The organism is Microbacterium sp. NPDC089698, from assembly GCF_044749045.1.
Lineage (GTDB): Bacteria > Actinomycetota > Actinomycetes > Actinomycetales > Microbacteriaceae > Microbacterium.
In genome coordinates this window covers 37,600-63,569 of record NZ_JBIVHE010000008.1, presented here as the reverse complement: position 1 = coordinate 63,569, position 25,970 = coordinate 37,600, and the positions used below count along the sequence as shown (strand labels likewise).

Below are 25,970 nucleotides of genomic sequence, written 5' to 3'. Positions count from 1 at the left end.
GCGGGCGTCGGCGCCGGATCCGGCGAAGCCGTTCCTGCGCGCGCGACGGATCCGCCCCGGGGGGGGGAGACGGACCCGTCGCGCGTCAGCGGGCCGAGCCGCGCTCACCCGTGATGATCGTGCTCGTGCCCCTCGTCGCGGCCGTGCGTGTCGCCGTGGGCCGCACCGTCTCCGTGCCCCTCGCCGTGGTCGCAGTGGCACTCGCCGCCGCCGCAGGCGCAGGCCGCGCCCTTGACCGTGCGCGGAGCATCGAGCGAGGGATTGCGGTCGAAGAACCCGAACGGCTTGAGCCAGAACGAGATGGTGTCCGCCGGCATGATCGGCCAGTCCTCGGCGCGGGTGATGTGGTGGATCCCGAAGTTGTACCAGAGCACGACGTCCTCGTCCACGAGGTTCTCGTCGTCCGCGATCCACGCCGTCATGCCGTTTCCGAGGTCGTCGACGGCCTGGGTCGGGTAGTCGCCGGCCGGCCAGAACTGGTCGTCGTGGTGCCGCGTCACCCACAGGGTCTTGCCGATCACCGGGTTGCGCTTGAGGATCGGGGACGACTCGTCGAACATCGCGGGGAAAGACGCCGAGGGCACGAGCTTGTACGCCACGGGCGCCCCCCACGCGTTGAGGCGGTTCGGGTTCTGCACCTTCCAGCCGCGCTGACGCTCCCAGTCGTAGCGCCGCCCCGCCTCGGCCTCGGAGCGGATGACCGTGGCCTGCGTGTGCAGGTCGAGGCCGAAGGGGTTCGTGTCCGAGATCGGCGCGGGCATCGAATCGGACTCGACGACGGTGTTGCCGTCCCCGTCGACGTCGAGGTCGAGCCGGGCGATCAGGAAGTGCTGGTGGAACGGCGCGTATGTGCGCGCGTCGATCGTGGTGCCCGTCGCCTTGCCCTGCTCGCCCTCCGCCATGGGCGTCGTGACCATGATGCCGGTGGCGCGCACCTCGCACTCGATGTTGCCGTCCTGGTAGAAGCGCCAGTAGACGAGGTATTCGTAGTTGGCGACCGTCGCGTGCACCGAAACCACGAAACGACGCTGTCGGCGCACCTCCGTGCCCGAGTCCGGGTCGACGTGCTTCCACAGCACGGCGTTGTCCTCCTCGTGCAGGCAGATCGCATTCGTGATCGTCCAGGGCTGTCCTGCCGTGTCCGGCAGCACGGCGTCGAGATAGGTGATCTCGCCGAGGCAGTCGCAGCCGAGCTCGAGCGAGGTGCACATGTATCCGAGGCCCCACTCGCCGATGTCGAACGCGGTGCGGCGGTAGTGGTCGAAGCTCGAGTCCCGGTACGGCACGATCATCTCGGCGAACGAGAGCCGGTACGCGACCTCGCGCCGGGTGCCCTGATCGTCGAAGCCGACCTGGTAGATGACCGGTCCCTCGCGGTAGTTGAAACCGAGCCGGAAGTTCCAGTTCTGCCAGCGGACCCGGGATCCCTCCACGGTGAACGAGACGCCCTCGGGCTGCACGATCTGCAGCGGCTTCAGATCCTCGCGCGGCGTGATGCCCGCGAGCTCCGGCACGTACTCGCCGCGGACCTCGGGGAAGCCGAAGTCGTGGTGATCCTCGATCTCGAGCACCTCGAGCGTGTTCATGTCGACGATGATCTTCAGTCCGCTCACGGGGTGCGCGTAGGGGTTGCCGTCGGGCGTCGCGCGCACCCACAGGTCCACCCAGCCGAGGCGGCGGTCGCGCCATCTGTCGGGGATCACGGCGCCGCCGTAGGTCCAGACGTCGAACAGGACGAGGTCGAGGTCGTCGATCCCGCGACCCGCGAGCGCGGCGCGGACCTCCGGGTTCTCCTTCATCGCATGGTCGCAGTCGTGGTACTCGTCGATCGTGAAGTTCGGGGTCACGCCCGGCACGTGGGTCCACGACTCGACGGTGTCGTCGGTGAGGTTCACGACGGCCTCGTAGACCTCATTGGTCTGCTTGCGCCACAGCACGGAGAGGGAGCGGCGCACGACCGGATCCCCCTCGCGCCACGCCTTGACCTCCGCCTTCGGCGGCTCCTTGAGGATGATCGACGCGTAGCGCCAGCCGGCGTCGATGCCGTGCTCGCGGGTGAGCACGGCGGCGGTGGCGGAGAACTCCGCACCCGTGAGCGAGTCCAGGGGGTGCGATGGCGTGGGCTGCGACGACATGTGGGTCCCGATCGTTCGATCCCCGGGGGCGCCACGATGCGCGCCCCGGCGGACTTCGAGTCTGCCATCACCGGGTGGTGCCGCGCGAGAGCGCGCCACCAGGTCCTCCGGGGCGCGGCTCGACGCTCAGTCGGTCAGCAGCGCCTCGAACTCGGCCTTCACATCGGCGCGATAGGCATCCGTGTCGAGGGAGGCCGGCGGCACCTCGCCGTCGAGGACCGCGGTCATCCCCGCCGTGAGCGCGTCGTCGTCCTGCTCCACGATCCGGATCGCGCCAGGGGGCAGCGCGCCGTAGACGGATCCGAACGATGTGGAGACGATCGGCAGTCCGCAGATCGCCGCCTCGATGAGGACCATCGGCTGCCCCTCGTAGAGGCTGGACAGCACGAAGCAGTCGGAGGCGGCGAGCAGCGCGTAGGGGTTGCGCTGCGCGCCGGTGAGGAACGCCGCTTCGGAGAGTCCCGCCTCGTCGATCTGCCGCTGCAGCTCGTCCTGCAGCGGCCCTCCGCCGACGATGAGCAGCCGCGTCTCGGGATGCGCGCGGTGCACGGCGCGGAACGACCGGATCAGGCGCGCATGGTTCTTCTCGGGGGAGAGGCGGCCGACCGTGACGAACCAGCGCAGCGCGCCCTCATCGGCCTGGAGCGCCTCGTACCACGCCGGGCGGGGCGGGATCTCCGTGTCGGCCGCCTCGTGCTGGGCGTCGGACTCGGAGAAGAACTCGCTCAGCGGCCGGCGCGCGCCGCGCACGACGTGCTCGACGTCGGGGAAGTTGCGGACGGTGCGGAAGCGGTCGGCGGGTGCGTACGCGGCCAGTTCGATGCGGTTCAGCTCGGTGAGCTGGTGCGACACGGACACCAGCTGGTCGTAGTCGGAGTACATCGAGAACACGGCGCCGAGGCCGCGCTTCATGCTGGCCTTGCCGTTCACGGTGCGCTCGCGGTCGGAGGCCATCTCGTTGTGCATCCAGACCGCGCGCACCGGATCCGGCCCGCCCTCGCGCACCGCGGGGGCGTGCAGCAGCAGCGTGGTCCACACGGGACCGTAGCCGCTGAAATCGGCGACCCAGTCGAAGCGCGCGTCGCCGAACACGCGCATCCACTCCGCCGTCCACAGCGCCTCGTGCCAGGGCTCCGCGCCCGGGGTGCGCGGGGCGCCGCGCCATTCGTCGATGCGCCGGCGCAGGTGCACGGCCTTCGAGCCGTTCATCCCGCCGATGCGGAAGACCTGGCGCACCTCGGCGGGAATACGCGCCTGCGTGAGCGGATCCGTGCTGAGCCGCCTCTTGGGCAGCAGCGCGGTCACGTCGTAGCGGGTGTGGTCGATCGCGCCGAGGAGGTTGAGCGCGCTCGTGGTGATGCCGTTCGGCTTCATGCCGCCGAGATACACGAGCAGGCGCTTGCGGCCGTCGTGCGCGGTCGGTCGGGCGCGGTAGCCCTCTCGGGCGCCGCCGAAGACGATGTCCACCACGCGCGCGGTCGCCCCGCCGTCCTCGAACGGGGCGAAGCGCTCGGCCCAGGATGCGTACTGCGGGTGCGGCTCGGCGCCGTCCAGCAGCGCGCCCAGCGCACGGCCGGTCTCCGCCGCGTCGTCGGCGACCGGACCCGGCAGCGTGTCCAGCGGCATGTACGTGCCGCGGCCCGAGGAGTACAGGTCGGCGTCGGGGGTGAAGAACGCGATGGGGCGGCCCGTCGCCAGGTAGTCGAAGAAGATCGAGGAGTAGTCGGTGACGAGGCCCGCCGCGGCCCCCAGCAGCACGTTCGAGGGGATCGAGTTCGGCGCGAGCGAGCGCGCGAGCTCCGGCCGCGCCGAGGCGTGCGCGTGCACGATCTGGTGCGTCTTCAGCACGACGACGCGGTCGTCGCCGACGCCGGCCTGCAGAGCGGCGAGCTGGGCGGCCAGCTCATCGATGTTGTCCTCGGGATCGTCGAACGAGGTCCCGCGCCAGGTGGGCGCGAAAAGCACGATCGGCTTGTCGCCGAGCACGACGCCGCTGCCCTCCAGCTCCGCGCGCACCTCCGCTTCGGCCGCCGCGTCGAGGCGCTGCCGGTCGATGCGGGGGTAGCCCTCCTCGATGAGCGTGCCGGGGTAGACGTTGGTGAGCCGGTAGGCGCCCTCGTACATGGTCTCGGCCATGAACGGGTTCGCGGCGAGGAGGAAGTCCGACATCAGGAAGTTGCGCAGCGTGTTGGCCGACTGCACGGCGCCCGAGGGCATGTCGAAGCCCATGAGCTTGAGCGGGGTGCCGTGCCAGGTGTTCAGGTACACCTGGCCCTCCCTCTTGCTGAACCAGGTCGGGAACGTCGCGTTGTTGATCAGCCAGCCGCTCACCGCGAGCGCCTGGCGGTAGGAGGCGGATCCACGGCGCACGAAGGACACCCGTCGGTCCCCGGCGAACTCGGCCCGGAAGCGCTCGATCGCATCGTCGTCGGCGAGCGCCCAGACGTGCGTCAGGCGGGAGTAGGCGGGGTCGGCCAGCAGGTGGCGGAAGATCGCCTCGGGGTTGCACAGCATGCCGTTGCCGGCGAAGGACTCGTACAGCACCTGATCGGGGCGCACGGGGCGGGAGCGCCAGAAGGCGATGCGCTCCGCGTCGACGGCGCGCTTCAGGCGTCGGGTGGTGGAGCGGAGGCGCCGCGCGGAGGAGGAGAGAGACACCCTTCAAGGATATGAGGCGCATCCCGGGGGAACTCTCGGAGAACGGTGGGTGAAGGGCCGGTGACGAGAGCGGTCCTGGACCGGGGAGCGCGGCTCGCCCGGGGAACGCCTCGGAGGGGATGCCAAGACGCACACGCTACGCTCGGGCGTCGTGACCAGTCAGGCCCTGCACCGCGCGGCGGCTCAGGAGACCCTTGACGGGGAGCGGCTCGCCGATCCCCGTCGTCTCGGGCTGTGGGCGGCGCTCGTCGGGCTGTTCGCGGTCGCCGCGAGTGCGGCCGGTTCCTGGATCCCTTCTCTGTGGGGCGACGAGGCCGCGAGTCTCATGTCGGCGACGCGGCCGCTGCCGTCCCTCGTGCACATGCTGAGCTACGTCGACGCCGTGCACGGGCTCTACTATTTCGGGCTGCACGCATGGATCGACGTGTTCGGGTCCAGCGCCTTCTCCATCCGGTTCCCCTCCGCCGTCGCGATGGGCGTGTGCGCCGCCGCGGTCGTGTGGATGTGCGGACGCTTCGGAACGCTGCGCTTCGCGGTGCTGGCCGGCGTCTTCACGGCGATCCTGCCGCGGCTGATCTACGCGGGGGAGGAGGCGCGCTCCTATGCGATGACGGCGGCGCTCGCCGCAGTGCTGTGCGCGATCCTGGTCGAGATCGGCCGCCGCGACTCCCGTGCGCGCGGCGCCTGGATCGCGTACTCCGCTGTGCTCACCGTCGGGATCTGGCTCTTCCTCTACTTCGCGCTCATGGTGCCGGCGCTCGCCGTGATCGTGCTGTGCAGTGCGCCCCTGCGCCGGCGCTGGCGGGCGGCGGCGGCGAGCACGGCCGCGGCGCTGGTGCTCGCCTCTCCGCTGGCCTGGTTCGGATACATGCAGCGCCGGCAGATCGCGTTCATCGGCCAGCGCGAGTCGATCACCCCCGAGGTGCTGCTGCGCAACATGTGGTTCCAGGAGTGGTGGTTCGCCGTCATCGCCTGGGCGCTGATCCTCGTCGCCGTGATCTTCTTCGCGAGGGAGGCGGTGCGGATCCGCCGCTCCGGCGCCCCGCTGGGGATGCGGCTCGAGACCGTCGCGCTGAGCTGGATGGTCCTGCCGATGGGGATCCTGGTCGCCGCGAGCCCGTTCGTGTCGGGATACACGGCCCGCTACGGCACGTTCTCCGCACCCGCGGTCGCGATCATGATGGCCCTCGGCGTACGCCGGCTCGCCCGCCTCCCGCGCCGGTGGCTGGGCACGACGCTCGCGGCCGTCTCGGTCGCCGCGGTCGTGATCGCGGCGGTGCCGGTCGCGGTCTCGCAGCGCGGACCGTACGCCAAGAACCAGTCGGACTGGAACGACATCGCCGCGTTCATCAGCGCGAACGCCGTTCCGGGCGACGGCATCGTGTTCGACGACGGCGCGCGTCCGTCTCAGCGCACGCGGCTCGCCAAGGCGACGGATCCGACGGCGTTCCGCAACGTGACCGACCTGCTGCTGAAGACGCCGTTCCAGAAGTCCTACACCTGGTACGACCAGACCTACGGCATCCCGCGCGCGTCCGGGATGGGGCGCTTCGACGGCGTCGACCGGGTGTGGGTGGTCGAGCTGAAGTTCTCCGGAGTCGAGGACACCTGGGGTCTGGAGCAGCTGCAGTCGCTCGGCTATCACGAGACCCGCCGCGTCGACGGTGCAGGGAGCGTGATCCTGCTCTACGAGCGGTGATCCGCGGGTCCGCCCCTGGTGGTCGAGCGCCCTTCGTCTCGTCGCTGCGCTCCTCGCTCAGGGACCGATCCGTGGAGCGGTCCCTGAGCGAGCGAAGCGAGACGAAGGGCGCTCAACGACCTAGGGGTGAGGAAATGAGGGTCGTGGCGTGATCGACTCCGCCGATGACCGTCGTCCGCACGCGCGCGGTGAGGAACGCCTGCGGGCCATCGCGGAACGGATCCCCGTCCAGGACCACGAAGTCGGCTGCCTCCCCTGCGCGGAGCACGCCGAGCTCGCCCTCCCAGCCGCACGCATAGGCCGCGTCGCGGGTCGCGCGGCGCACGGCGTCGGCGATCGCCATCGCATTGCCGGGGACGTTCGCCTCCAGATCGGGATCGGACGCCGAGAGCCGGGTCGTGGCGATGAACAGGTTCGGCAGCGGATCGAACGGGGCCGTCGGGGCGTCCGTGCCGAGCGCGAGCGTCGCGCCCGCCTCGGCGAACTCGGCCCAGGGATAGCCGCGCTCGACCCGCTCGTCCCCGAGCATCGCCCGCCAGTTGTCCTGGATCGCGGGGTCGCAGTGCACCGGCTGCATCGACGCGATGACCCCGAGCCGTGCCAGGCGCAGCGGGGTCGCGTGGTCCACGGTCTCCAGATGCTCGATACGGTGACGGCGCTCGGTGCGCGGGCCGTTCGCGGCCACCGCGGCCTCGAGCGCGTCCAGGGCGAGCGCGGAGGCGGCGTCGCCGATCGCGTGCATCGCGATCTGCAGCCCCGCCGCGTCGGCGCGGGTGACCACGGCCGTCAGCGAGGGCAGATCCCAGAGCGCCTCCGGCCGGGAGCCGTCGGCGAAGGGCGCGTGCAAGGCGGCGGTGCAGCTGTCGATCACACCGTCGACGAAGAGCTTGATACCGGCGATCCGCAGGCCAGGCCCGGTGTGCGCGCGATGCAGCGCGATCGCACGGTCCACGGCGGCGGCGTCCCCCTCCGCGGTCCCGGTGCGGTACACCGCCCAGTGCGCGGCGACGTGCAGGGGGAGGGATCCGCCGTTCCGCTCCTGCACGGCCAGCATCGCGCGCAGGTCGGGCTCGGTGAGAGCCATGTCGACCGCCGCGGTGACGCCCGCGTCGAGGTAGGTGCGCATCGCGGCCTCGAACTGCGCCTCCCTGTCCTCGTCGCTCGTGAGGGCGTCCAGTCGCTTCCGCAGGAAGGCGAACACCGCGTTCTCGAGCAGCATGCCGGTGGCGTGTCCTTCGGCATCGCGCTGGATCGTGCCGCCGAGCGGATCCGGCGTCTCGTCGTCGATGCCGAGCTCGGCGAGGGCGGCGGAATTCACCCACGCGGAGTGGTTGTCGTTCGCGTGCAGGTACACGGGCCGGTCGGAGACCGCGGCGTCGATCATGTCGCGGTGCGGCGCCTTCCCGCCGAGGCTCGAGAACAGCCAGCTGCGCCCCTGGATCCTCGCCGCGGAAGGATCGGCGGCCGCCGCGGCGGCGACCCGACGCTGGATCTCGGCGAGATCGGGCGCGTCCTGGAGATCCACCTGTTCGAGCGACTCGCCGAGGCCGATCAGGTGCGTGTGCGCGTCCACGACGCCGGGGATCACGAGGGCGCCGTCGAGGTCTACCACCGCGTCCGCCGCGTAGGCGTCCGCCGTCGCCGTGTCCCCGACGAAGAGGAGGCGTCCTCCCTCGACGAGGAGCGATTGCGCCCACGGCGCCGTGTCGGAGGTGAAGATCGCGCCGCCGCGGTAGTGGGTCGTGTGCGTGCCGTGGGAGGTCATGCGTTCTGGTCCTTCTTTCCGGATCCGGGGGTCACAGCGAGGCCTGGGAGCGGGCGGAGCGCCGCACCAGGGCGAGGTAGACGACGAAGGGCACGATCAGCCCGACGGGGACCGACAGGTCGATCCCGCCGAGGAGCGCGGCGACCGGGCCGACGTAGACGAGCGTCGCGCTGCAGAGGAGGGCGGCGCCGATGCCGGCCAGCACGGCGACGGCGCCGGCGATGTGCACGCCTCCCGTAAACCAGAAGCGGCTGCCGCGGCTGTCGTCGGCGAGCGCGGATCCGTCGTAGCGGTTGCGGCGCCACAGCATGTCGGCGAGGTAGACGCCCATGACCGGCGCGAGGATCGTGACCGCGAGCTGCAGGGCGCTCGAGACGCTGTCGAGGAAGTTCCACACCAGGAGCGCGAACAGGGTCATCAGCACGCCCACGGTGCCGTCCAGCAGCACGGTGCGCGAGCGTGGCAGCCGGATCCCGACGGCCTGCAGGGCGAGCCCGGAGCTGTAGGCGGTCATGGCGTTGTTGGCGATCGTGCCGATGATCACCGAGATGAGGAAGATCGGCGCGAACCAGCCGGGCAGGAACTTCTCCAGGCCCGCCTCCGGATCCGACATGTCGACCGCGCTCGCGGCCAGCGCGCCGACGAAGGTGGCGAGCACGCCGGGGATGACCATGCCGAGCGTGGTCCACAGGGCGACGTCGCGCACGCGGGTGCGCGCCGGGAGGTAGCGGGCGAAGTCGGCGCTGTTCGTGTAGGACAGCGGGCCGGACGCGACCAGCGCGACGCCCGCGGCCATCATCGCGACGAGCCCCAGGCCGTGCAGCGGCTCGGCGGGTGCGTAGCTCCAGCGCGCGCCGCCGACGACGAACACCGCCATCATGGCGAAGATCACCGCGAGCAGGATCGCGAGCGGCTGGTACAGGCGCATGATCAGGCCGTGCCCGTAGACGCTGATGACCATGGTGGCGGCGGCGATCACGATCGCGCTGATCGCGATGGTCCAGCCGTTCGAGGGGACGCCGAGCCGGCCGAGCAGCCCGACCGCGACGGTCGTTGCCGCGGCCCAGTTGATCGCGAGGTAGCAGACGCTGATGAGCCACCCGGCGATCGCGACGTTGAACCGGTTGCCGGTGATGCCGTACATCGCCCGCGTGATCACCTCGCTGGGTGTGCCGGCGGCGGGGCCGGACGCGGCCACGATGCCGGTGATGATCGAGAACAGGTTGCCGATCACGATCACGAGCAGCGCCTGCCACAGGGTGAGTCCCAGCAGCATGAGGGTCGCGCCGATGACGACGGCGAGGAAGTTCACGTTGGGCGCCGCCCACACCGCGAACAGGTCGCGGGCGCGGCCGTGGCGCTCGGCGTCGGGGATGTAGTCGATGCCGTGGGTCTCGACGCGCACGGCGCTGTCGGTGGGCACGGGGTGGGTCAGCGCAGGAGCGGAATCGGTCACGGGGGGTGTCGTCTGCGACATGGATCCTCCAGGGCGAAAGGTCGGGTGCGCGACGTCCTTGTTCGCGCTCGACACGCAACGCTAAGGATCCAAAACGATTTGGACAAGCGGATTCCGCGAATTATCATCGCGGCATGCGCAGACAGCGATCCACGATCCGCGACGTGGCCCGCCGGGCGGGTGTGTCGGTGACCACCGTGTCGCACACCTTCTCCGGCAACGGCGTCGTGAACCCCGCGACCCAGGCGCGCGTGCGCGCGGCGGCGACCGCGCTGGGGTACCACCCCGACGTCGTGGCGAGCGGGCTGCGCCGCAGCAGGCTCGGGGTGATCGGGCTGGTGCTGCGGCCCGCCGTCGGAGTGGAGCCGCAGCACATCCAGGACGTCGACTACTTCCCGCGCTTCGCCGGAGCGGCGGCGCTCACGTCGCTCGGACAGGGGTACGCCCTCATGCTCGTCGCGGATCCGACCGTGCCGCACGCGCCGACCACGGCCTGGGCGTGCGACGGCATCATCGTGACGGATCCGGTCGAGCGCGACCCGCTCATCGCCGCGCTGCGCGCCGGCGGCATGCCGTACACGCTCGTCGGCGCGGATCCGGCGGATCCCGAAGACCCGCACGTCATCGACATCGCCACCGCGCTCATCACGGACCGGGTGCTCGATCACCTCGTCGCATCGGGCGCGACGCGCATCGCGCTGGTCGTCGGCACGGATGCGATCGAGTGGAACGAGGCGACCGAGCGGCGCTACCGGGAGCGGACGCCGACCGCCGCCCAACTGGTGCAGCACGTGCCGGAGCGCTCGGAGCACGAGTCGGGCGCGGCCGCGGCCGACGAGCTGCTCGCCCTCCCCGCGCCGCCGGACGGGGTGTACTGCCTGACCAGCGATCACGCCAGGGCGCTCGTGGACCGGTTCGTCGAGCGCGGGGTGCGGGTGCCGGAGGACGTGCGCGTGGTGTGCGGATCCGACGCGGACAGCCTGCGCAGCGCCGTCCCGGCGATCACCGCGGTCGACCTGCAGCCGCAGGCGCTGGGCCGCCAGGCCGCGGCCGCCCTGCTGGCCCAGCTCGAGCCGGACCTCGCCCTCGACGTGCCTGCGCCCGAGCACGGCGCACTGATCGTGCGGACCTCGACCGGGGGCTGAACCCGCTCCGGCCGCTCACCGCGACCCGGGCTCCCCGGATCCGAGGGCCGGATCCGACACCCGCACGGCGGCGTCGGCGGCGACGAGCACCGCGTTCAGGGTGGCGGTGAGCACCGAGCGGTCCCGCCCGGCGGCCCACCCCGTGCCGTGCGCGCTCCTGTATTCCAGGAGGGTCAGCGCCTCGACGGCGTTGCCGGACCCGACGCTCGTCTGGTGCAGGTCGAGGACCTCGATCGCCACGCCGCGCCGCGCGAGCTCGGCCGCGACCGCCTCGACCGGGCCGAGCTCGAGCCGCTCCGTGCGGGTCTCGACGTCGTCGATGCGGAGCCGGAACGCGACGCGCGACTCGGCTGCGGTCTCCTCGATGCGGACGTCGGAGAGCCCGACGCGGGCGTTCTCCCGATCTCCGAGGTAGGTCTCGTCGAAGATGCGCCAGAGCGCGTGCGCGTCGAGCTCCGCTCCGCTCTCGTCGGCGCGACGCTGCACGTGTCCGGCGAGGTCGATCTGGAGCCGGCGCGGCAGCTGCACCCCGGACCCGGTCTCGAGCAGGTAGGCGATCCCGCCCTTGCCGGACTGCGAGTTCACCCGGATCACCGCGTCGTACGAGCGGCCCAGGTCCGCCGGATCCACCGGGAGGTAGGGGACCCGCCAGGCGATCTCGCTCTCGGCCCTGCCCTCGCGCGCCGCGCGCGCCCTGTGCTCGGCGAATCCCTTGCGGATCGCGTCCTGATGCGTGCCGCTGAAGGCCGTGTGCACGAGGTCGCCGACGTAGGGATGGCGCGGATGCACCTCGATCCTGTTGCTGTGCTCGACCGTGCGCCGGACCTCGTCGATGTCGGAGAAGTCGATCATCGGGTCGATGCCCTGCGCGTGCAGGTTCAGGGCGAGCGTCACGAGGTCGACGTTGCCGGTGCGCTCGCCGTTGCCGAAGAGGCACCCCTCGATGCGCTCGGCGCCGGCGAGCAGAGCCAGCTCGGCGCAGGCGATGCCCGTGCCGCGGTCGTTGTGCGGATGCACGGAGAGGATCACACCCCCGCGGCGCTCCAGGTTGCGGTGCATGTACTCGATCTGATCGGCGTAGACGTTGGGCGTCGCGATCTCGACCGTGGCGGGCAGGTTCAGGATCACCGGTCGTTCCGGCGTCGCCTCCCAGAGAGCGGTCATCGCGTTGCAGACCTCGAGCGCGTAGTCCGGCTCGGTGAGCATGAAGACCTCGGGCGAGAACTCGAAGCGCACGCGCGGAAGGCCTTCGGCGAGGGCGAGCGCATCGCGCCCGGCGTCCAGGATCAGCGCGCGCAGCTCATCGCGGTCGCGGCCGAGCACGGTCTCCCGCCAGGTCGGCGCGGTCGCCGTGTACAGATGGATCACGACGGGGTTGCGGATGCCCCGGATCGCCTCGACCGTCCGGGCGATGAGATCGCGCCGCGCGGCGGTGAACACGACGATCGTGACGTCCTCGGGAGCGATGTCCCGCTCGGCGATCAGCCGGACGAAGTCGAAGTCGGTCTGCGAGGCCGAGGGATAGCCGACCTCGATCTCCTTGTAGCCCATCGCGACCATGAGGTCGAAGAAGCGTCTCTTGCGGGCCGGATCCATCGGCTCCGCGAGCGCCTGGTTGCCGTCGCGGAGATCCACGGGGACCCAGAGCGGGGCGGCGGTGAGGCGGCGCGCCGGCCAGGTGCGCGCGGTGTCGGAGAGCGGGATAGAGACCCGGTCGTAGGGATCGGCGTAGCGGTGGGAGGGCATCTGCGAGTGCCGTTGACGATTCCACGCGGGAGCGTGGGCGGGGATGGGGCCGGCCGGCGTGGAGATGCCGGGGAAGGCGGTGCTGCTCATGGTTCTCGGTTCCTTCGACTGTGGTTTCGGCGACCGGCGCGGCGCATCAGCCACGACGGGGGAGCCGGTCCGTTCAGACCCCGCCGTGGCGGCGAAGGAGAAGCAGTGCGCGCAGGAGCATGCAGGCAGTGTAGCGTTAACTCCTCAGACAAGTTGAGGAGTTCGAGATGTCAGCAAGCGGTGCCGTGCAGCGCAGGTCGATGGCGGATCAGGCGGCGGACGTGCTCCTCGGCCGCATTCGCGCCGAGGAGTGGGTGCTGGGTGCGCGGCTCCCGGGGGAGACGACGCTCGCGGCTCAGCTCGGCGTGGGCCGCTCGACCGTGCGCGAGGCGATCCGTCAGCTGTCCGGGCGGGGAGTGCTCGCCGCACGCCAGGGCGCCGGGGTCTTCGTCGCGGCGCTCGACGTGCGCGAGGACTGGGATGCGGTGCTGCAGCGCGCCGACATCGTGAGCGTGATCGAGGCGCGGACCGCGATCGAGAGCGAGGCCGCCGCGCTCGCGGCCGAGCGGCGCACCGCGAACGACCTGCGGGCGATCCGGCGCGTCCTGACGCTCCGCGAGCAGCGCCGCACGGATCTCGAAGAGCACGTCGATGCCGACCTCGCGTTCCACCGGGCGATCGTGGTGGCGGCCGCGAACCCGATCCTCACCGAGCTGTTCGACGGGTTCACCCCGCGGCTGCGGGAGACGATGATCGCGATGCTGCGGATCCGCACCGCCTTCGGCGGCGCCGAGGACCATGCCGCGCACGAGCGCCTCGCCGACGCGATCCGCGCCGGAGACGCCGCGCTCGCGTCGGGGCTCAGCCGGGAGCACCTGGCCTCGCTCAAGGACGGCCTGCGGTGAGCGCCGAGGTCGTGCGGCTGGATGCGGTGACGCTCCGCCGCGAGGGCAGGGACATCCTGCACGAGGTCGGTCTCGTCGTGCACGCGGGGGAGCACTGGGCGCTGCTGGGGCCGAACGGCGCGGGCAAGAGCACGATCCTCGGGATCTGCGGCGCCCGCACGCATCCGTCGAGCGGCACCGCGGAGGTCCTGGGCCACCGCATCGGCCGTGTCGACCTGCAGGAGCTCCGCCGGCTGATCGGGCACGTGGATCCGCGGCACCCGCTGCGCTCGCCGCTGACCGTGACCGAGGTCGTCCTGACCGGCCTCACCGGCACGATCGAGACGCCGATGCGGTGGACGCTGGAGCCGGAGCAGGTCGCTCTCGCGCACGAGCTGATCGCCGATGTCGGGCTCTCGCACCGGCGGGAGGCGCTGTGGCCGACGCTCTCGCAGGGGGAGCGCGGCAGGGCGCTCATCGCACGGGCGCTCGCGTGCCGGCCGCGGCTGCTCCTGCTCGACGAGCCGATGACCGGCCTGGACGTCGCCGCGCGGGAGCAGCTGCTGGAGACGATCGACGCGCTCGCGCACCGGGATCCGCGGCTCGCATCGATCCTGGTCACGCATCACCTGGAGGATCTGCCGGAGACGACCACGCATGCGCTCGTGATCTCGCAGGGCGAGATCGCCGCGCAGGGGGCCGTCGCGAGCGCGGTCACGACCGAGACGATCTCCCGGGCGTTCGCGCACCCGATCGAGGTCACCCGGACGGGCGCCCGCTGGTCCGCGAGGACCCACCGCTCCCGGAGGGCGGCGGTCCCCGCCTGACCCGCCCTGCGGCGCAGAACCGAGTCGTCCCCGTCAGCGCACCCTATGGGCGCCGCTGACGGGGACGACTCGGAGAGATCGGGCCCGGCTCAGAGCTCGGGGACGATGCGGATCGCGCCCTTGTCGGCCGACTGGGCGAAGTGCGCGTAGGCGCGCAGTGCCGGGCTGACCTCGCGGACGCGGTTCTTCGGACGGTAGCCGCCGTTGGCCTCGAGGTTCTCGCGGCGGCGCTCCAGGATCTCCCAGGGCACGTCGAGCTCGAGCTTGCGGGTCGGGATGTCGATCGAGATGATGTCGCCGTCCTCGACGAGCGCGATCATGCCGCCCGCGGCCGCCTCGGGCGAGACGTGCCCGATGGACAGACCGGAGGTGCCGCCGGAGAAGCGTCCGTCGGTGATGAGCGCGCAGGCCTTGCCGAGGCCGCGTCCCTTCAGGAACGACGTCGGGTACAGCATCTCCTGCATGCCGGGGCCGCCCTTGGGGCCCTCGTAGCGGATGACGACCACGTCGCCCTCCTTGACCTGCTTGTTCAGGATCTTCTCGACCGCCTCGTCCTGCGACTCGCAGACCACGGCGGGTCCGGAGAACGTCCAGATCGACTCGTCCACGCCCGCGGTCTTCACCACGGCGCCGTTCTCGGCGATGTTGCCGTGCAGCACGCCGAGGCCGCCGTCCTTCGAGTAGGCGTGCGCGACATCGCGGATGCAACCGTCCTCGGCGTCGGTGTCGAGCGAGGCCCAGCGCTCGGACTGCGAGAACGCGGTCGACGAGCGGCGCCCGCCCGGCGCGGCGTGCCACAGGTCCTGGGACCGGGCCGAGGCCGAACCGCCGCGGATGTCCCACTCGTCCAGCCACTCGCCGAGGGTCGCCGCGTGCACGGTGTGCACCTGGTCGTCGAGCAGGCCTCCGCGGCGCAGCTCGCCGAGGAGTGCCGGGATGCCGCCGGCGCGGTGCACGTCCTCCATGTAGTACGTGCGGCCGCCGGCGGAGTTCGGGGCGACCTTCGCGAGGCAGGGCACGCGGCGCGAGATCGCGTCGATCTCGGCGAGGCCGAAGTCGACCCCGGCCTCGTGCGCGGCGGCGAGCAGATGCAGGATCGTGTTGGTGGATCCGCCCATCGCGATGTCGAGCGCCATCGCGTTGCCGAACGCGGCGTGCGTGGCGATGCTCTTCGGCAGGACGCTCTCGTCGTCGCCGTCGTAGTAGCGCTTCGCGATGTCGACCACGAGGGATCCGGCCTTCTCGTAGAGCGCGCGGCGGGCCGTGTGCGTCGCGAGCACCGAGCCGTTGCCCGGCAGGGAGAGGCCGATCGCCTCGGTGAGGCAGTTCATCGAGTTCGCGGTGAACATGCCGGAGCAGGATCCGCAGGTCGGGCAGGCCGACTCCTCGATGCGCAGGATGTCGGCGTCCGAGATCTTCTCGTTCACCGCGTCGCTGATCGCGTCGACGAGGTCGAGGGAGCGCACGGTGCCGTCGACGAGCGTCGCACGTCCGGCCTCCATCGGTCCGCCCGACACGAACACGGTCGGGATGTTCAGACGCAGGGCTGCGAGCAGCATGCCCGGGGTGATCTTGTCGCAGTTCGAGATGCAGACGAGGGCGTCCGCGCAGTGCGCGTTGACCATGTACTCGACGGAGTCGGCGATGAGATCGCGCGACGGCAGCGAGTAGAGCATGCCGCCGTGGCCCATCGCGATGCCGTCGTCGACCGCGATCGTGTTGAACTCGCGCGGGATCCCGCCGGCCTCCGAGATCGCCTCCGACACGATGCGTCCGACCGGGGCGAGGTGGGTGTGGCCGGGGACGAACTCGGTGAAGGAGTTCGCGACGGCGATGATGGGCTTGCGACCGAGATCCTTGCCGTCGACGCCGGCGGCGCGGAAGAGGGCGCGGGCGCCGGCCATGTTGCGTCCGTGGGTGACCGTGCGAGAGCGATAAGCGACCATGGTGACCATTGTGGACCTGCCGCGTCCTTCTGCCGAGCCCGGGCGCGAGGAGGGTTTGTACTAGTACTCGGAGTACTGTTTCGGCATGAGCTGCATTCGCCGCGGAACCGCATCCGCCCGGCCGTCCAGGGCGGGGCGCACGGGGTGGCGGTCATGATCCGTCCGCGCACGCCCCGGCGCGAGCAGCTGGGGGAGTTCCTGGCCTCGCGCCGCCGGGCCGCGAGCCGCTCCGCGCTGGGTCTTCCCCGGGCGTCGCGACGCGGCGACACCGGGCTCAGCCGCGAGGAGGTCGCCGCGCTCGCCGGCGTCAGCGCGAGCTGGTTCACCTGGCTCGAGCAGGGGCGCGACATCGGCGTCTCCCGTCAGGTGCTGGGCGCGGTCGCACGGGTGCTGCAGCTGAGCCCTGCCGAGTTCGACTACGTGGTGCGGCTCGCGGGGCCCGCCGAGGACGGACCGGCGGAGGAGGCGGAGCGGATCCCCGATCACCTGCAGCGGCTCGTCGACGCGCTCGCTTTCCCGGCCTTCGTCGTGGCGAGCGACTGGGCGATCGTGGGCTGGAATGCGCCCTACGCGCGCCTCTATGAGCCGATCGCCGCCGTGGACCCCGGGGATCGCAACCTGCTCTGGCTGATCTACACGGATCCGCGGCTGCGCCGCATGCTGCCCGACTGGGATCAGGAGAGCCGGCGCTTCCTCGCCGAGTTCCGTGCGGAGTCGGGCGTCCGGCTGGGCTCGGATCGGCACCGCACCCTGATCGGACGGCTGCTCGAGGCCAGCGACGACTTCCGGATCCAGTGGGCCGAGCACGCGGTCGAGCGGTTCGCCTCCCGGCAGCGGGTGTTCGCGCATCCGAGAGACGGCCGGCGCGTGTTCGAGCACCACAGTCTCGTGCCCTCCGATGCGCCGGGTCTGTCCGTCGTGATGTACGTCCCGGTCTGAGAGCCCTGGGAACCCACGGGTTCGGCCTCCGCGGGGCCGATCACCGTTCCAGGTGCAGCACCGTCGTGACGTTGATCCGGTGCGAGGAGAGGATCCGGTAGCCGAGCGACTCCAGATGCAGGACGTCGGGGGAGTGCTCCGGATCGGGGCTGCGCTCGAGCGCCCAGACGCCGGGCGTGAGATCGGCGGCCGTGAGCGCGTCGTTCGGGCGGGTGCGGTCCCAGAGGCCCGACTGCGTGCGGAACGAGGCGAGCAGTGCCGGGTCGCGCAGCCCTGCGAGATCGGCCGGATGGATCGCGGTGATGAGGCGGGGCTTCTCCGAGTTCTTCGGGCGGTCGTCGTACACGACGGCGTCGCCCGGCGCGGCGTGCGCGTGCAGGTAGGCGGCGGCCTCGCGCCAGTCGCTGCCGTCCTTCGCGTACGGGCCGCGCAGCACGAGCAGGTTCGGCACGAAGGCGGCAAGGACGACGGCGAGCAGGATCCCGGTCGCCGTCGCGGCGGCCAGCGGCGTGCGGCGGGCGATCCAGCCGGCCGCGGTCAGCACCCCCATCGACACGAGAACCGCGGCGGCCGGCGTGCAGAACGACAGATAGCGCACGGTGTACATGGGGGCGATGAGCGTGCTCCCGATGAGCACGGCGGCGGTGGGCAGCACGAGCCAGAGCAGGGCCAGCGTGCTCAGCCGGAATCCGCCGGGATCCCGCCGGCGACCGCGGACCGCGGCGATCGCCCCGATGGCGATGAGCGCGAGGCACGGCCAGGCGGTCACCGGGTCGAACCACTGCAGCGCGAGCACGTTCAGCGGGGTGATGTAGTCGCGGTCGGCGAGGAAGCCGATCTGGTTCCGCTCCGCGGACGCGACCAGCACCATCGGCAGGGCCAGGACGACGCCGCCGGCCGCCGCCGTCAGCCAGCGCCACAGGATCCGGCGGTGGAACAGCAGCACGAAGGCCCCGTGCACCACGAGCAGCAGTGCGAGGTACAGGAAGACGTAGATGGAGACCGCCGTCCCTGCGGCGTAGGCGGCCCAGAGCCACCAGGGGCGCCGACGCCCGAGCAGCGCGAGCAGGAGAACGGTGAGCCAGACGGCGATCGCGGATCCGATCGCGTACGAGCGGGCCTCCGCCGCCATCACCGCGGTGCGCGGCAGCAGCGCCGCGACGAGCCCCGCGGCCAGGGCGAGCCGGCGCCAGCCGAGGCGTCCGGCGAGGACCGCCGTGCCGGCAGCCAGGAATCCCGCGGCGATCGCACTCGGCAGGCGCACCGCGAACTCGCTCGCGCCGAACAGCCCGATCCAGACGTGCAGGAACGCGTAGTACGCGCCGTGCACGCCGTCGACGGTCTGCAGCATGCGCCAGAGCTCCGGCCACGTGCGGGAGGCGGACATGATGCTCGCCGCCTCGTCGCCCCAGAACGACGGGATCCAGGATCCGATCACGCCTGCGAGCAGGCCGACGACGCCCGCGAGGAGGGCGATCCGTCGCAGCCGCACCCGCTCGGTCGCCGTCCGCACGGATCGATCCTCCCGCCCGGGCCTGTGCGGAAGCCGTGCACCCGCCGCGGACGCGCGCCGGGATCGCGGAAGGTGTCAGCGCAGAGGCAGCCGCAGCGTCACCTCCGTGCCGGAACCCTCCGCGGACCGCAGCGCGACGGTGCCGCCGTGGCGGCGCAGGATCGCGGCGACCAGGCTCAGCCCGATCCCGGATCCGGCGACGTCGCGCGCGTTCTGCGCCCGGGCGAGCTCGTCGAACACGCGCGGCAGGTCGGTTTCGGGGATGCCGCGGCCCGTGTCCGCCACCTCGATCACGGCCTGGCCCGCCTCCTCGCGCAGCCGCACCTCGATCGGGCCGCTCGCGGAGTACTTCGCGGCATTGCCGAGCACGTTGTCCACGGCGAGCGACAGCAGATCCAGGTCGGCGGAGATCGGCGGCACGGGCCAGGGCACCCGGGTGACGCTCAGAGCCATGCGCGCACCCGCGGCCGGATCCTGCGGTGCGAGCGCGGCGATCGCCTCGGCCAGGAGCTGCTCGAGATCCACGCTTTCCCGCTCCAGCGGGCGCGACTCGAGATCGGCGAGCTTGCGCAGGTCGCGCACCAGGACGCCGAGCCTGGCCGCCTGGGCGTCCACGATCGGCCATGCCTCGGCGCCCCCGGCGCCATTCTGCGCGGCCGCCGAGGTCGCCAGGATCGCCGTGAGCGGGTTCTTCAGCTCATGGTCGAGCCGCGCGAGGAAGCGCGCGTGGTTCTGCCGCTCCTCGGCCGCGCCTTGTGCTGCGGCCTCGTCGAGGGCGGTCCGAGTCCGGGCCCGACCTCGGCTCCGCCCGGCCGAGACGGCCAGGATCCCCAGCGCGATGATGCTGAGCAGGATCCCTGCGCACAGGACGACGGCGGGAAGGGCGATCCGGACCAGCACCTGATGCGTGTTCCCGGCGGCGAACAGCACCGCCCCGACCGCCGCCCCGAGCATGGCGGGGGCGCCGCAGAGCACCCACCACAGCGCCCGCCGGCCCCGTGGGGGACGGTGCCCGTCGCGCGCCGGCGCCGAATCCGGTGCCGCGTTCACGCGGCTCCCACGGGCGCCGCGAACCGGTACCCGAAGCTCTGCACCGTCTCGACGAACCGCGGAGCGGCGGCGTCGTCGCCGAGCACGCGGCGCAGTTCGGAGACGCGGTGGTCGACGGCCCGGCTCGACGTGGCGAAGTCCAGTCCCCAGAGCGTCGACAGCAGGCGCTCTCTGCTGTGCACTTCGTCGGGATGCAGCATGAGGTACTCCAGCAGCGTCATGGCCTTCGGGGTGAGAAGGATCTCCGCGTCGGAGAGCCACGCCCGGCGCGCGGTGCGGTCGAGCACGAGGTCCTCGGCGCGCAGGCGCGCGGAGGTGGCGAGAGAGGGCCGTCCGGCCGCGGTGCGGCGCAGCACGGCACGGATCCGCGAGATGAGCTCGTGCGGGTCGAAGGGCTTGTTGAGGTAGTCGTCCGCACCCTCGTCGAGAGCCGCGCTGCGCTCCCACGACTCGCCGACCTGGGTGAGCAGGATGATCGGCAGCCACAGGCTGCGGGCACGCATGCGCCGCACGAACTCCCGACCGTCGAGGTGCGGCATGAGCACGTCGCACACCACGAGATCGGGCGCGCGGCGCTCCACGGCGGCGAGTCCCCGTGCGCCGTCTCCGGCGACCTCCACGTCGAATCCGCTGCGCTCCAGGAACGGTCCGAGCGCGCCCGTGATGGCTTCGTCGTCGTCGACCAGAAGGATCCGGGGACGTGCGGTGTCGCCCATGTCAGCCCGCCTTCAGGGTGTTCGAGGTGCCGATGTCGCTGATAGTGGGGGTGGAGCCCGTCCAGTTCACGAGGTTCGCGTCGCCGTTCACGACGAGCTCCCGCACCGACTCCGCGAGCACGACGTTGGCGGATCCGATCACGGACAGGGAGACGACGTCGTCCGCGACCACCTGTGCGCCTTGTGCGTTCACGATGAGCCGGTCGCACGGGCCCTCCACGTGAACCGCGACCGCGTCCTGCATGAGGGTCAGTTCGCCGTCGCAGCGCTGCGTCGTGGTCGCGGCGGCGATCAGGGCGGAGCGGGAGGTCGCGTCCCGGACGGCGACCGGAGGACCGGTCTGCGGCAGCGGCTGCGGCGGGCCGGACGGGCGCTCGGTCTTCACATCGACGGAGACCCCGGGGGACGGACTGCCCGACGACTGTGCGGCGTCGACGACGCTGACCGAGCAGCCGGTGAGACCGGCGCCGAGGGCGAGGGCGGCGAGGAGGAGCGCAGGGGTGCGGCGGCGATGCATGGTCTTCTCCGGTGTTCCGTGGTGGTGTGAGAGGAGGCGGTTCAGTGACCGGCCGGGATGAAGATCTCGACCCGGCGGTTCAGCTGCCGGCCGGCGGGGTCGTCCTGGCCGTCGATCTCGTTCGCCGCGACGGGGCGCGTCTCGCCGTATCCGACGGCCTCCATCGTCGTCTTGGCACCCGCCTTCTGCAGTGCCGTGACGACCGACTGCGCGCGGCGCTCACTGAGGTCCTGGTTGTACGCGTCGTCGCCGATCGCGTCCGTGTGGCCCGAGATCTCCGCGTTCCGGACGTTCTTGGCGACCAGGACGTCGGCGACGGAGGCGATGGTCTTCGCCGCGTCGGCGCGGATGTCGCTGCGGTCGAAGTCGAAGAGCACCCCGTCCTGGAACGTGATCGTGGTCCCGCAGGACGTGATCGGGGCCAGTGCGGCGATCGGCGGGAAACTGCCGAGCTTCGCCACGGCGGGAACCCGGTCCGCCTTGACCGTCTTCCCGTTGACCTTCGCCGTGCCGTCGCCGTAGTTCTGGATCGAGAGCCCCGGCGCCACGTAGTCGCCGGAGCCGTCTCCGAAGTTCTGGATCTTCACGGAGCCGGCCGTGTAGTTCCCCGATCCGTCGCCGAAGTTCTGGATCGTGATACCCGGCGCCGTGTAGTTCCCGGATCCGTCGCCGAACACCTGGACCGAGATCCGGCCGTCGCTGTAGTTGCCGGACCCGTCGCCGAAGTTCTGGATGCGCACGGATCCGGATGTGTAGTTCCCCGACCCGTCGCCGAAGTTCTCGATCGTCACGCCGTTGATCGTGGAGACTCCGGATCCGTCGCCGAAGTTCTGCACCGAACCATCGGGGCCCGTGTAGTTGCCGGACCCGTCGCCGTAGAGCATCGCGGATCCGGCGCCGGAGACGACCTTCCCGCCGGCGTCGCACCGGGCGGGGGAGACGGCGACCCCCGGAACGCCGTCGAAGGCGGCGTTCACCTCGATCGCGAAGGCGTCGGCGGATCCGGACAGCAGGCCGAGGTCGGGCAGCCGGAACAACGGCACGGGCGGGAACTGGCCGACGTCGTAGCCGGGGACGGTCGCGGCCGCAGGCTTCGCCGCCGTGCTCGCGGACGGGCCGTGCGAGGGCTTCGAGGCCCCGGTGCCCGACGCCGGTGCGGCGGGCGAGCAGCCGGTGAGGGCGAGGACGGCGATGGTCGCGGCGGTCGCGATGATGAGGGCGGGGCGCCGGATGAAGTGAGGCGCGCGGTGCTGCGTGGTGCTCATGACTCGAGGCTATCGACCCGGTGTCGCCGCCCCGTCGCGGTCGTGTCTCGATCCTGCGACACGCGCTGGTGGGTTGCGACCGTGGTCGGTGGTGTCACGCTGGGCGTAGCCACAGACGCTCAGCGGATCCCCGCCCTGGCACGTGCTCGTGCCCGGCTCCGTCGGCGCAGCGGCTGCCGGTGAAGGCTCATGGTCAGCGGCGGCTCAATGACCTGTGCCGTAGCCCAGACGGCGTTGCAGCTGCCGGGCCGTCTCCGACACGGCGTCCGCGATCGCCGACTCGTCGACCGACGCCTCCTCGCCCCAGGTCACGGCCACGGCGGCGACCGGCCAGCCGACGTGGTCGCGCACCGCGATGCCCACCGAACGGAACCCCGCGGTGACCTCGCCGTCCTCTCGGGCGATGCCGTCGCGCCGCACTTCGCGCAGCAGCTCGTTGAGCTCACGGGGCCGGGAGGGGCCTCCGCCGGTGCGCTGCGCGAACGCGGCGGCGTCGGGATAGAGGGCGCGCACCTGCTCGCGGGGGAGCGCCGCGAGCATGGCGCGCCCGGTCGCGGTGAGGTGCGCGGGCAAGCGCACGCCGACGTCGGTGATGAGCGCGGGGCGCCGCAGAGCGCGCTCCTCGACGATGTAGAGCACATCGCGGCCTGTCATGACGGCGAGGTGGGCGCTTTCGCCGAGCCGGTCGGCCAGCCCGGCCAGCAACGGGCGGCCGAGCCGGGCCAGCGGCTCCTGCCTGGCGTAGCCGCCGGCGAGCTCGAAGGCGCTCGTGCCGAGCCCCCAGCGGCGCTCCTGCGGAAGATGCACCACGAATCCGTGCGCTTCGAGCGTCGCGAGCAGGTGATAGACGGTGGAACGGGGGATGTCGAGCTCGCGTGCCAGGGCCGACGCCGCGACGGGGCCCGCGCGCCGGGCCAGGAAGCGCAGGATCCGCAGCGTGTGCTCGGCCGCGGGCACCTGAGGCCGGTCGTCACGGGCGCTCGTCGGCGAGCCCGTCCCGGCGCCGTGGTCCGTGCGATCGGCGTTCACGCTCCCAGGATCCCATGCTCGCGTCGCGCCGTGACGCCGTCGCCCGCCGCAGGTGCCAGCACGGCACGACAGGCGAGGTGGATCGCGAGACGGGTCTCGGGATCCGTCAGATCGACGCCGAGGAGCTCCTGCACCCGCCGGATCCGCACCGCGACCGTGTTGCGATGCAGGTTCAGCGCCTCGGCGGTCGCGACCAGGCTCGATTCCTGGTCGAGATAGGCGGAGAGCGTGCGCAGCAGATCACCGGTCGCGCCCTGCAGCGGCGCGAGGAGCGATTCCGCCGCGGGCACGAAGGTGTCGTTTCCGGTCCAGGCCAGCAGCAGCTGTTCGAGCCCCAGGCTGTCGACACGGACGAACCAGCCCGTCGCCGAGCGCGACGCCGCGATCCGGGCGGCGTCCGCGGCCTCGTCGAGCGTCACGGCGAGTCCTGCCGCGCCGCGCTGCAGCGAGCCGACGCCCGTCGCGATCGCGAAGGAGCGGCCCACTTCGCGGTGCAGGGCCCGCAGCCCGCGCGCGAGCCGTTCGACGGTCGCGGGATCCGGCGCCTCCGAGAACGCGAGCCACCCGCTCAGCCCGCGCCCGGCGGTGGTGACGTGCGCCTCCGCCGCGATCCCGCCGAGGGCGGCGCGCACCGCCCGGAGCAGCGGCAGCGGATCCAGCCGGCCCCGCCCGACCATCCGGAAGCCGAGATGATGTCCGCTCGTGCGCCAGCCGCGCTCGCCCATCCGGCGCTCGATGTCGTCGTCGGCGAGGCCCCGCGCGTCGACGAAGTCGCGGAGCAGCGCGGACGAGGCCGAGACGTCGTTCACCTCGGCGACCTCGTCGATGAGGATCCGTGCCGCGACGGCCGGCATCGCGACCTCGGCGGCGACCGAGAGCGCGGCGAGCTGGCTCTCGCTCAGCCCCTCGCCGAAGACGACCAGGCGCAGGCCCGGCCGGCTCGGGCTGTCCACGCGGACGGAGGCCGCGGTATGGCTCCCCGCGCGCGCGATGTCGATCCAGGGGCGGAAATCGATCGCCGCATGCAGGGCGGGATCGAGCTCTCCGCCCGAGGAGTGCAGCACGTCGGTGCCATCCACGAGGGCGAGCGGATGGCCGAGCGTGGCCGAGACCTGGCGGAGCAGATCCGGCAGATCCCGCGCCGGATACTCGAAGGAGCGCGCCACCTTGCGCACGTGCGAGAGAGTGAGCGCATCCTGCGCCTGCACGAGCATCCAGCACGCCTGGGCGAGCACGATGGGCCGCTCCACGTCGAGCAGGCAGATCCCCAGGCGCCCCGCGAGCCGCTGCGCACCCGGGTCGAACCCGGCGGCCCCCGGCAGCGCGACGCCGCGGAAGCCGCGCTCGCGGATCCGGCGCAGCATCGCGTCCTGCTGCCAGGGCGTTTCGGGCGCGGGGTCGAGCAGCACGGCGAGACCGCCGTCGGGCAGCGTCGGCAGATCCGCCTCGGCCGACTCGACGGCGACCGCGTCCCACGCGGCGTCCTCGGGCCCCGCGATCCGGTGAAGGCCCCCGTTCTCGGGGTGCGCGCGGAGCCCCGCGAGGGAGAGTCCGGCGCTCATGCGGCGTCCAGTTCGGCGAGACCGTACGTCGACGGCAGCACGCGGCGCAGGCGCTCGGGACGCTCGAGCCACCAGTCCGGCGCCGGCAGCGAGAGCACGACCACGCGCCGCCCTGGGGTGAGATCGGTGACCTGCAGTATCTCGCGCGAGGCGGCGTCGAGTACGACGATGATCGCCGGCGCGGAGGCGAGCAGTGCGCCGTCGCTGAGCACGGCGAGGGACTCCGAGCGGGTCACCACGCGATCGATCGCGCCGCCGGGGCCGGCGACCTCGACGGACTGCACGTGCGGATCCGCGTGGTGCGGAGAGATCCGGTCGATCCGTCCCTCGGTCAGCAGGCGCGCCCCGAGCGCCGCGGCGAGTTCGGCCGCGCCCGCGAACCGGGCCGCGAGGAAGGCGCGTCCCAGCGCGAGCGCGCGGCGCTGGTGTCCGGGCATCGCGTGCTCGCGGAGATCGCCCACGGTGAAGCCGGCGAGCACGGCCGCGCCGCTGCCTCCCGCCTGGATGATGGCCGAGCGGACGATGCGCTCCGCATCCACGGCACGATCCGTCTCGACGAGCGCGACGCCGCCGGCGCCGCTCTCGCACGTGAACACGAGCCCAGGCACCTGGTCGACGAAGAGCGACATCTGGTCGAGCTCCGGCACGGCGCGTCCGGTGCAGTCGGCGTCCACGATCGTGCGCTCGCCGGAGAAGAGGAACGGGACGAGGCTGTTCAGGCCGCCGCCCTCGATCGAGCACACGGCGGGGATCCGCGTGCCCAGCCAGCGCTCCGCGGCGGCCACGAGGCGCCCGAACGGTGCGAGTCCCGGCATCCGCTCGCCGAGCAGGATCGTGGAGCCCACGAACGCGGCGCCGAAGCAGGGCGTCGCGGGATCCAGCTCGTCCACGTCCGCGAGCGGACGCGGGCCGGCATCGTCACCCGCGAGCATGAGCTCGAGCATGGTGGTCGTGCCGCCGCCGCCCGAGCCGAGCAGCGCGCAGCCCAGCGCGAGCGCGGTCACATCCTCGGGTCGCAGTCGCCACGCCATCGTCCCAGACTAGCTTTCGGGGCTGGTTCGCCGAGGCCCCCTCACACTGTCCAGACC

General features: G+C 72.1%; 19 protein-coding genes. 5 read left to right on the top strand and 14 right to left on the bottom strand.

Translation table 11 applies throughout. The annotated features are described in order from the left end of the window. Positions 1–104 precede the first annotated feature (104 nt). Together ACIPY5_RS18570 and ACIPY5_RS18565 are read right to left on the bottom strand one after the other, a co-directional pair. Positions 105–2,135, bottom strand: a complete 2,031-nt coding sequence (locus ACIPY5_RS18570; RefSeq protein WP_400973404.1) for a primary-amine oxidase — start codon at positions 2,133–2,135, stop codon at positions 105–107. Positions 2,136–2,261: 126 nt separating this feature from the next. Further along, entirely contained in the window at positions 2,262–4,793 is a 2,532-nt protein-coding gene (locus ACIPY5_RS18565) for a CDP-glycerol glycerophosphotransferase family protein (protein WP_400973402.1), read from the bottom strand. A gap of 151 nt (positions 4,794–4,944) precedes the next feature. On the opposite strand from ACIPY5_RS18565, the gene ACIPY5_RS18560 reads away from it, so the two are divergent. After that, positions 4,945–6,492, top strand: coding sequence for a hypothetical protein (locus ACIPY5_RS18560; RefSeq protein ID WP_400973399.1), 1,548 nt, complete (start codon positions 4,945–4,947; stop codon positions 6,490–6,492). 112 nt (positions 6,493–6,604) lie between these two features. On the opposite strand, the gene ACIPY5_RS18555 is transcribed toward ACIPY5_RS18560, so the two are convergent. Together ACIPY5_RS18555 and ACIPY5_RS18550 are read right to left on the bottom strand one after the other, a co-directional pair. Continuing rightward, on the bottom strand, positions 6,605–8,257 hold the full coding sequence (locus ACIPY5_RS18555; RefSeq protein WP_400973396.1) for an amidohydrolase: 1,653 nt from the start codon (positions 8,255–8,257) through the stop codon (positions 6,605–6,607). Between the two features lie 31 nt (positions 8,258–8,288). Beyond that, entirely contained in the window at positions 8,289–9,734 is a 1,446-nt protein-coding gene (locus tag ACIPY5_RS18550; protein ID WP_400973393.1) for a purine-cytosine permease family protein, read from the bottom strand. Positions 9,735–9,847: 113 nt separating this feature from the next. Between ACIPY5_RS18550 and ACIPY5_RS18545 the strand changes: the two genes are divergently transcribed. Further along, positions 9,848–10,858, top strand: coding sequence for a LacI family DNA-binding transcriptional regulator (locus ACIPY5_RS18545; RefSeq protein ID WP_400973390.1), 1,011 nt, complete (start codon positions 9,848–9,850; stop codon positions 10,856–10,858). Between the two features lie 15 nt (positions 10,859–10,873). Here the strand turns inward: ACIPY5_RS18545 and ACIPY5_RS18540 are convergent, their stop codons facing one another. Further along, complete coding sequence (locus tag ACIPY5_RS18540) at positions 10,874–12,694, bottom strand: 2-isopropylmalate synthase (protein WP_400973387.1); 1,821 nt, start codon at positions 12,692–12,694, stop codon at positions 10,874–10,876. Positions 12,695–12,861: 167 nt separating this feature from the next. Between ACIPY5_RS18540 and ACIPY5_RS18535 the strand changes: the two genes are divergently transcribed. Both ACIPY5_RS18535 and ACIPY5_RS18530 read left to right on the top strand, forming a co-directional pair. Beyond that, complete coding sequence (locus tag ACIPY5_RS18535) at positions 12,862–13,539, top strand: FadR/GntR family transcriptional regulator (RefSeq protein ID WP_400973384.1); 678 nt, start codon at positions 12,862–12,864, stop codon at positions 13,537–13,539. Further along, the gene (locus tag ACIPY5_RS18530; protein WP_400973381.1) at positions 13,536–14,345 is read left to right on the top strand and encodes an ABC transporter ATP-binding protein; all 810 of its coding nucleotides are present in this window, start codon (positions 13,536–13,538) and stop codon (positions 14,343–14,345) included. Before ACIPY5_RS18535 ends, ACIPY5_RS18530 begins: the two co-directional genes overlap by 4 nt. 89 nt (positions 14,346–14,434) lie before the next feature. On the opposite strand, the gene ilvD is transcribed toward ACIPY5_RS18530, so the two are convergent. Then, positions 14,435–16,291: a dihydroxy-acid dehydratase gene (gene ilvD, locus ACIPY5_RS18525; RefSeq protein WP_400973378.1), complete on the bottom strand. Its 1,857-nt coding sequence runs from the start codon at positions 16,289–16,291 to the stop codon at positions 14,435–14,437. A gap of 153 nt (positions 16,292–16,444) precedes the next feature. Between ilvD and ACIPY5_RS18520 the strand changes: the two genes are divergently transcribed. Further along, positions 16,445–17,230, top strand: coding sequence for a helix-turn-helix transcriptional regulator (locus tag ACIPY5_RS18520; RefSeq protein ID WP_400973375.1), 786 nt, complete (start codon positions 16,445–16,447; stop codon positions 17,228–17,230). A 40-nt stretch (positions 17,231–17,270) separates the two neighbouring features. On the opposite strand, the gene ACIPY5_RS18515 is transcribed toward ACIPY5_RS18520, so the two are convergent. From ACIPY5_RS18515 to ACIPY5_RS18480, 8 genes are all read right to left on the bottom strand, one after another. After that, entirely contained in the window at positions 17,271–18,743 is a 1,473-nt protein-coding gene (locus ACIPY5_RS18515; RefSeq protein WP_400973372.1) for a hypothetical protein, read from the bottom strand. Between the two features lie 75 nt (positions 18,744–18,818). Next, complete coding sequence (locus ACIPY5_RS18510) at positions 18,819–19,793, bottom strand: sensor histidine kinase (protein ID WP_400973369.1); 975 nt, start codon at positions 19,791–19,793, stop codon at positions 18,819–18,821. Continuing rightward, complete coding sequence (locus ACIPY5_RS18505; RefSeq protein ID WP_309340224.1) at positions 19,790–20,509, bottom strand: response regulator transcription factor; 720 nt, start codon at positions 20,507–20,509, stop codon at positions 19,790–19,792. Before ACIPY5_RS18505 ends, ACIPY5_RS18510 begins: the two co-directional genes overlap by 4 nt. Position 20,510: 1 nt before the next feature. Further along, positions 20,511–21,026, bottom strand: a complete 516-nt coding sequence (locus ACIPY5_RS18500; protein WP_400973366.1) for a DUF3060 domain-containing protein — start codon at positions 21,024–21,026, stop codon at positions 20,511–20,513. 41 nt (positions 21,027–21,067) lie between these two features. Continuing rightward, complete coding sequence (locus ACIPY5_RS18495) at positions 21,068–22,291, bottom strand: OmpA family protein (RefSeq protein ID WP_400973363.1); 1,224 nt, start codon at positions 22,289–22,291, stop codon at positions 21,068–21,070. 204 nt (positions 22,292–22,495) lie between these two features. Next, positions 22,496–23,248 (bottom strand): IclR family transcriptional regulator, encoded by a 753-nt coding sequence (locus tag ACIPY5_RS18490; RefSeq protein ID WP_309337325.1) that lies wholly within the window; start codon positions 23,246–23,248, stop codon positions 22,496–22,498. A gap of 68 nt (positions 23,249–23,316) precedes the next feature. Further along, positions 23,317–24,882, bottom strand: coding sequence for a PucR family transcriptional regulator (locus ACIPY5_RS18485; RefSeq protein ID WP_400973360.1), 1,566 nt, complete (start codon positions 24,880–24,882; stop codon positions 23,317–23,319). After that, positions 24,879–25,913, bottom strand: a complete 1,035-nt coding sequence (locus ACIPY5_RS18480; protein ID WP_400973357.1) for a DUF917 family protein — start codon at positions 25,911–25,913, stop codon at positions 24,879–24,881. The genes ACIPY5_RS18485 and ACIPY5_RS18480 overlap by 4 nt, the downstream gene beginning before the upstream one ends. Between the last annotated feature and the right edge of the window lie 57 nt (positions 25,914–25,970).

Coding starts and splice junctions, on each gene's coding strand:
- ACIPY5_RS18570 (WP_400973404.1), bottom strand. CDS start 2,135: ATGTCGTCGCAGCCCACGCCATCGCACCCCCTGGACTCGCTCACGGGT.
- ACIPY5_RS18555 (WP_400973396.1), bottom strand. CDS start 8,257: ATGACCTCCCACGGCACGCACACGACCCACTACCGCGGCGGCGCGATC.
- ACIPY5_RS18550 (WP_400973393.1), bottom strand. CDS start 9,734: ATGTCGCAGACGACACCCCCCGTGACCGATTCCGCTCCTGCGCTGACC.
- ACIPY5_RS18545 (WP_400973390.1), top strand. CDS start 9,848: ATGCGCAGACAGCGATCCACGATCCGCGACGTGGCCCGCCGGGCGGGT.
- ACIPY5_RS18540 (WP_400973387.1), bottom strand. CDS start 12,694: ATGAGCAGCACCGCCTTCCCCGGCATCTCCACGCCGGCCGGCCCCATC.
- ACIPY5_RS18535 (WP_400973384.1), top strand. CDS start 12,862: ATGTCAGCAAGCGGTGCCGTGCAGCGCAGGTCGATGGCGGATCAGGCG.
- ilvD (WP_400973378.1), bottom strand. CDS start 16,291: ATGGTCGCTTATCGCTCTCGCACGGTCACCCACGGACGCAACATGGCC.
- ACIPY5_RS18520 (WP_400973375.1), top strand. CDS start 16,445: ATGATCCGTCCGCGCACGCCCCGGCGCGAGCAGCTGGGGGAGTTCCTG.
- ACIPY5_RS18505 (WP_309340224.1), bottom strand. CDS start 20,509: ATGGGCGACACCGCACGTCCCCGGATCCTTCTGGTCGACGACGACGAA.
- ACIPY5_RS18500 (WP_400973366.1), bottom strand. CDS start 21,026: ATGCATCGCCGCCGCACCCCTGCGCTCCTCCTCGCCGCCCTCGCCCTC.
- ACIPY5_RS18495 (WP_400973363.1), bottom strand. CDS start 22,291: ATGAGCACCACGCAGCACCGCGCGCCTCACTTCATCCGGCGCCCCGCC.
- ACIPY5_RS18485 (WP_400973360.1), bottom strand. CDS start 24,882: ATGAGCGCCGGACTCTCCCTCGCGGGGCTCCGCGCGCACCCCGAGAAC.
- ACIPY5_RS18480 (WP_400973357.1), bottom strand. CDS start 25,913: ATGGCGTGGCGACTGCGACCCGAGGATGTGACCGCGCTCGCGCTGGGC.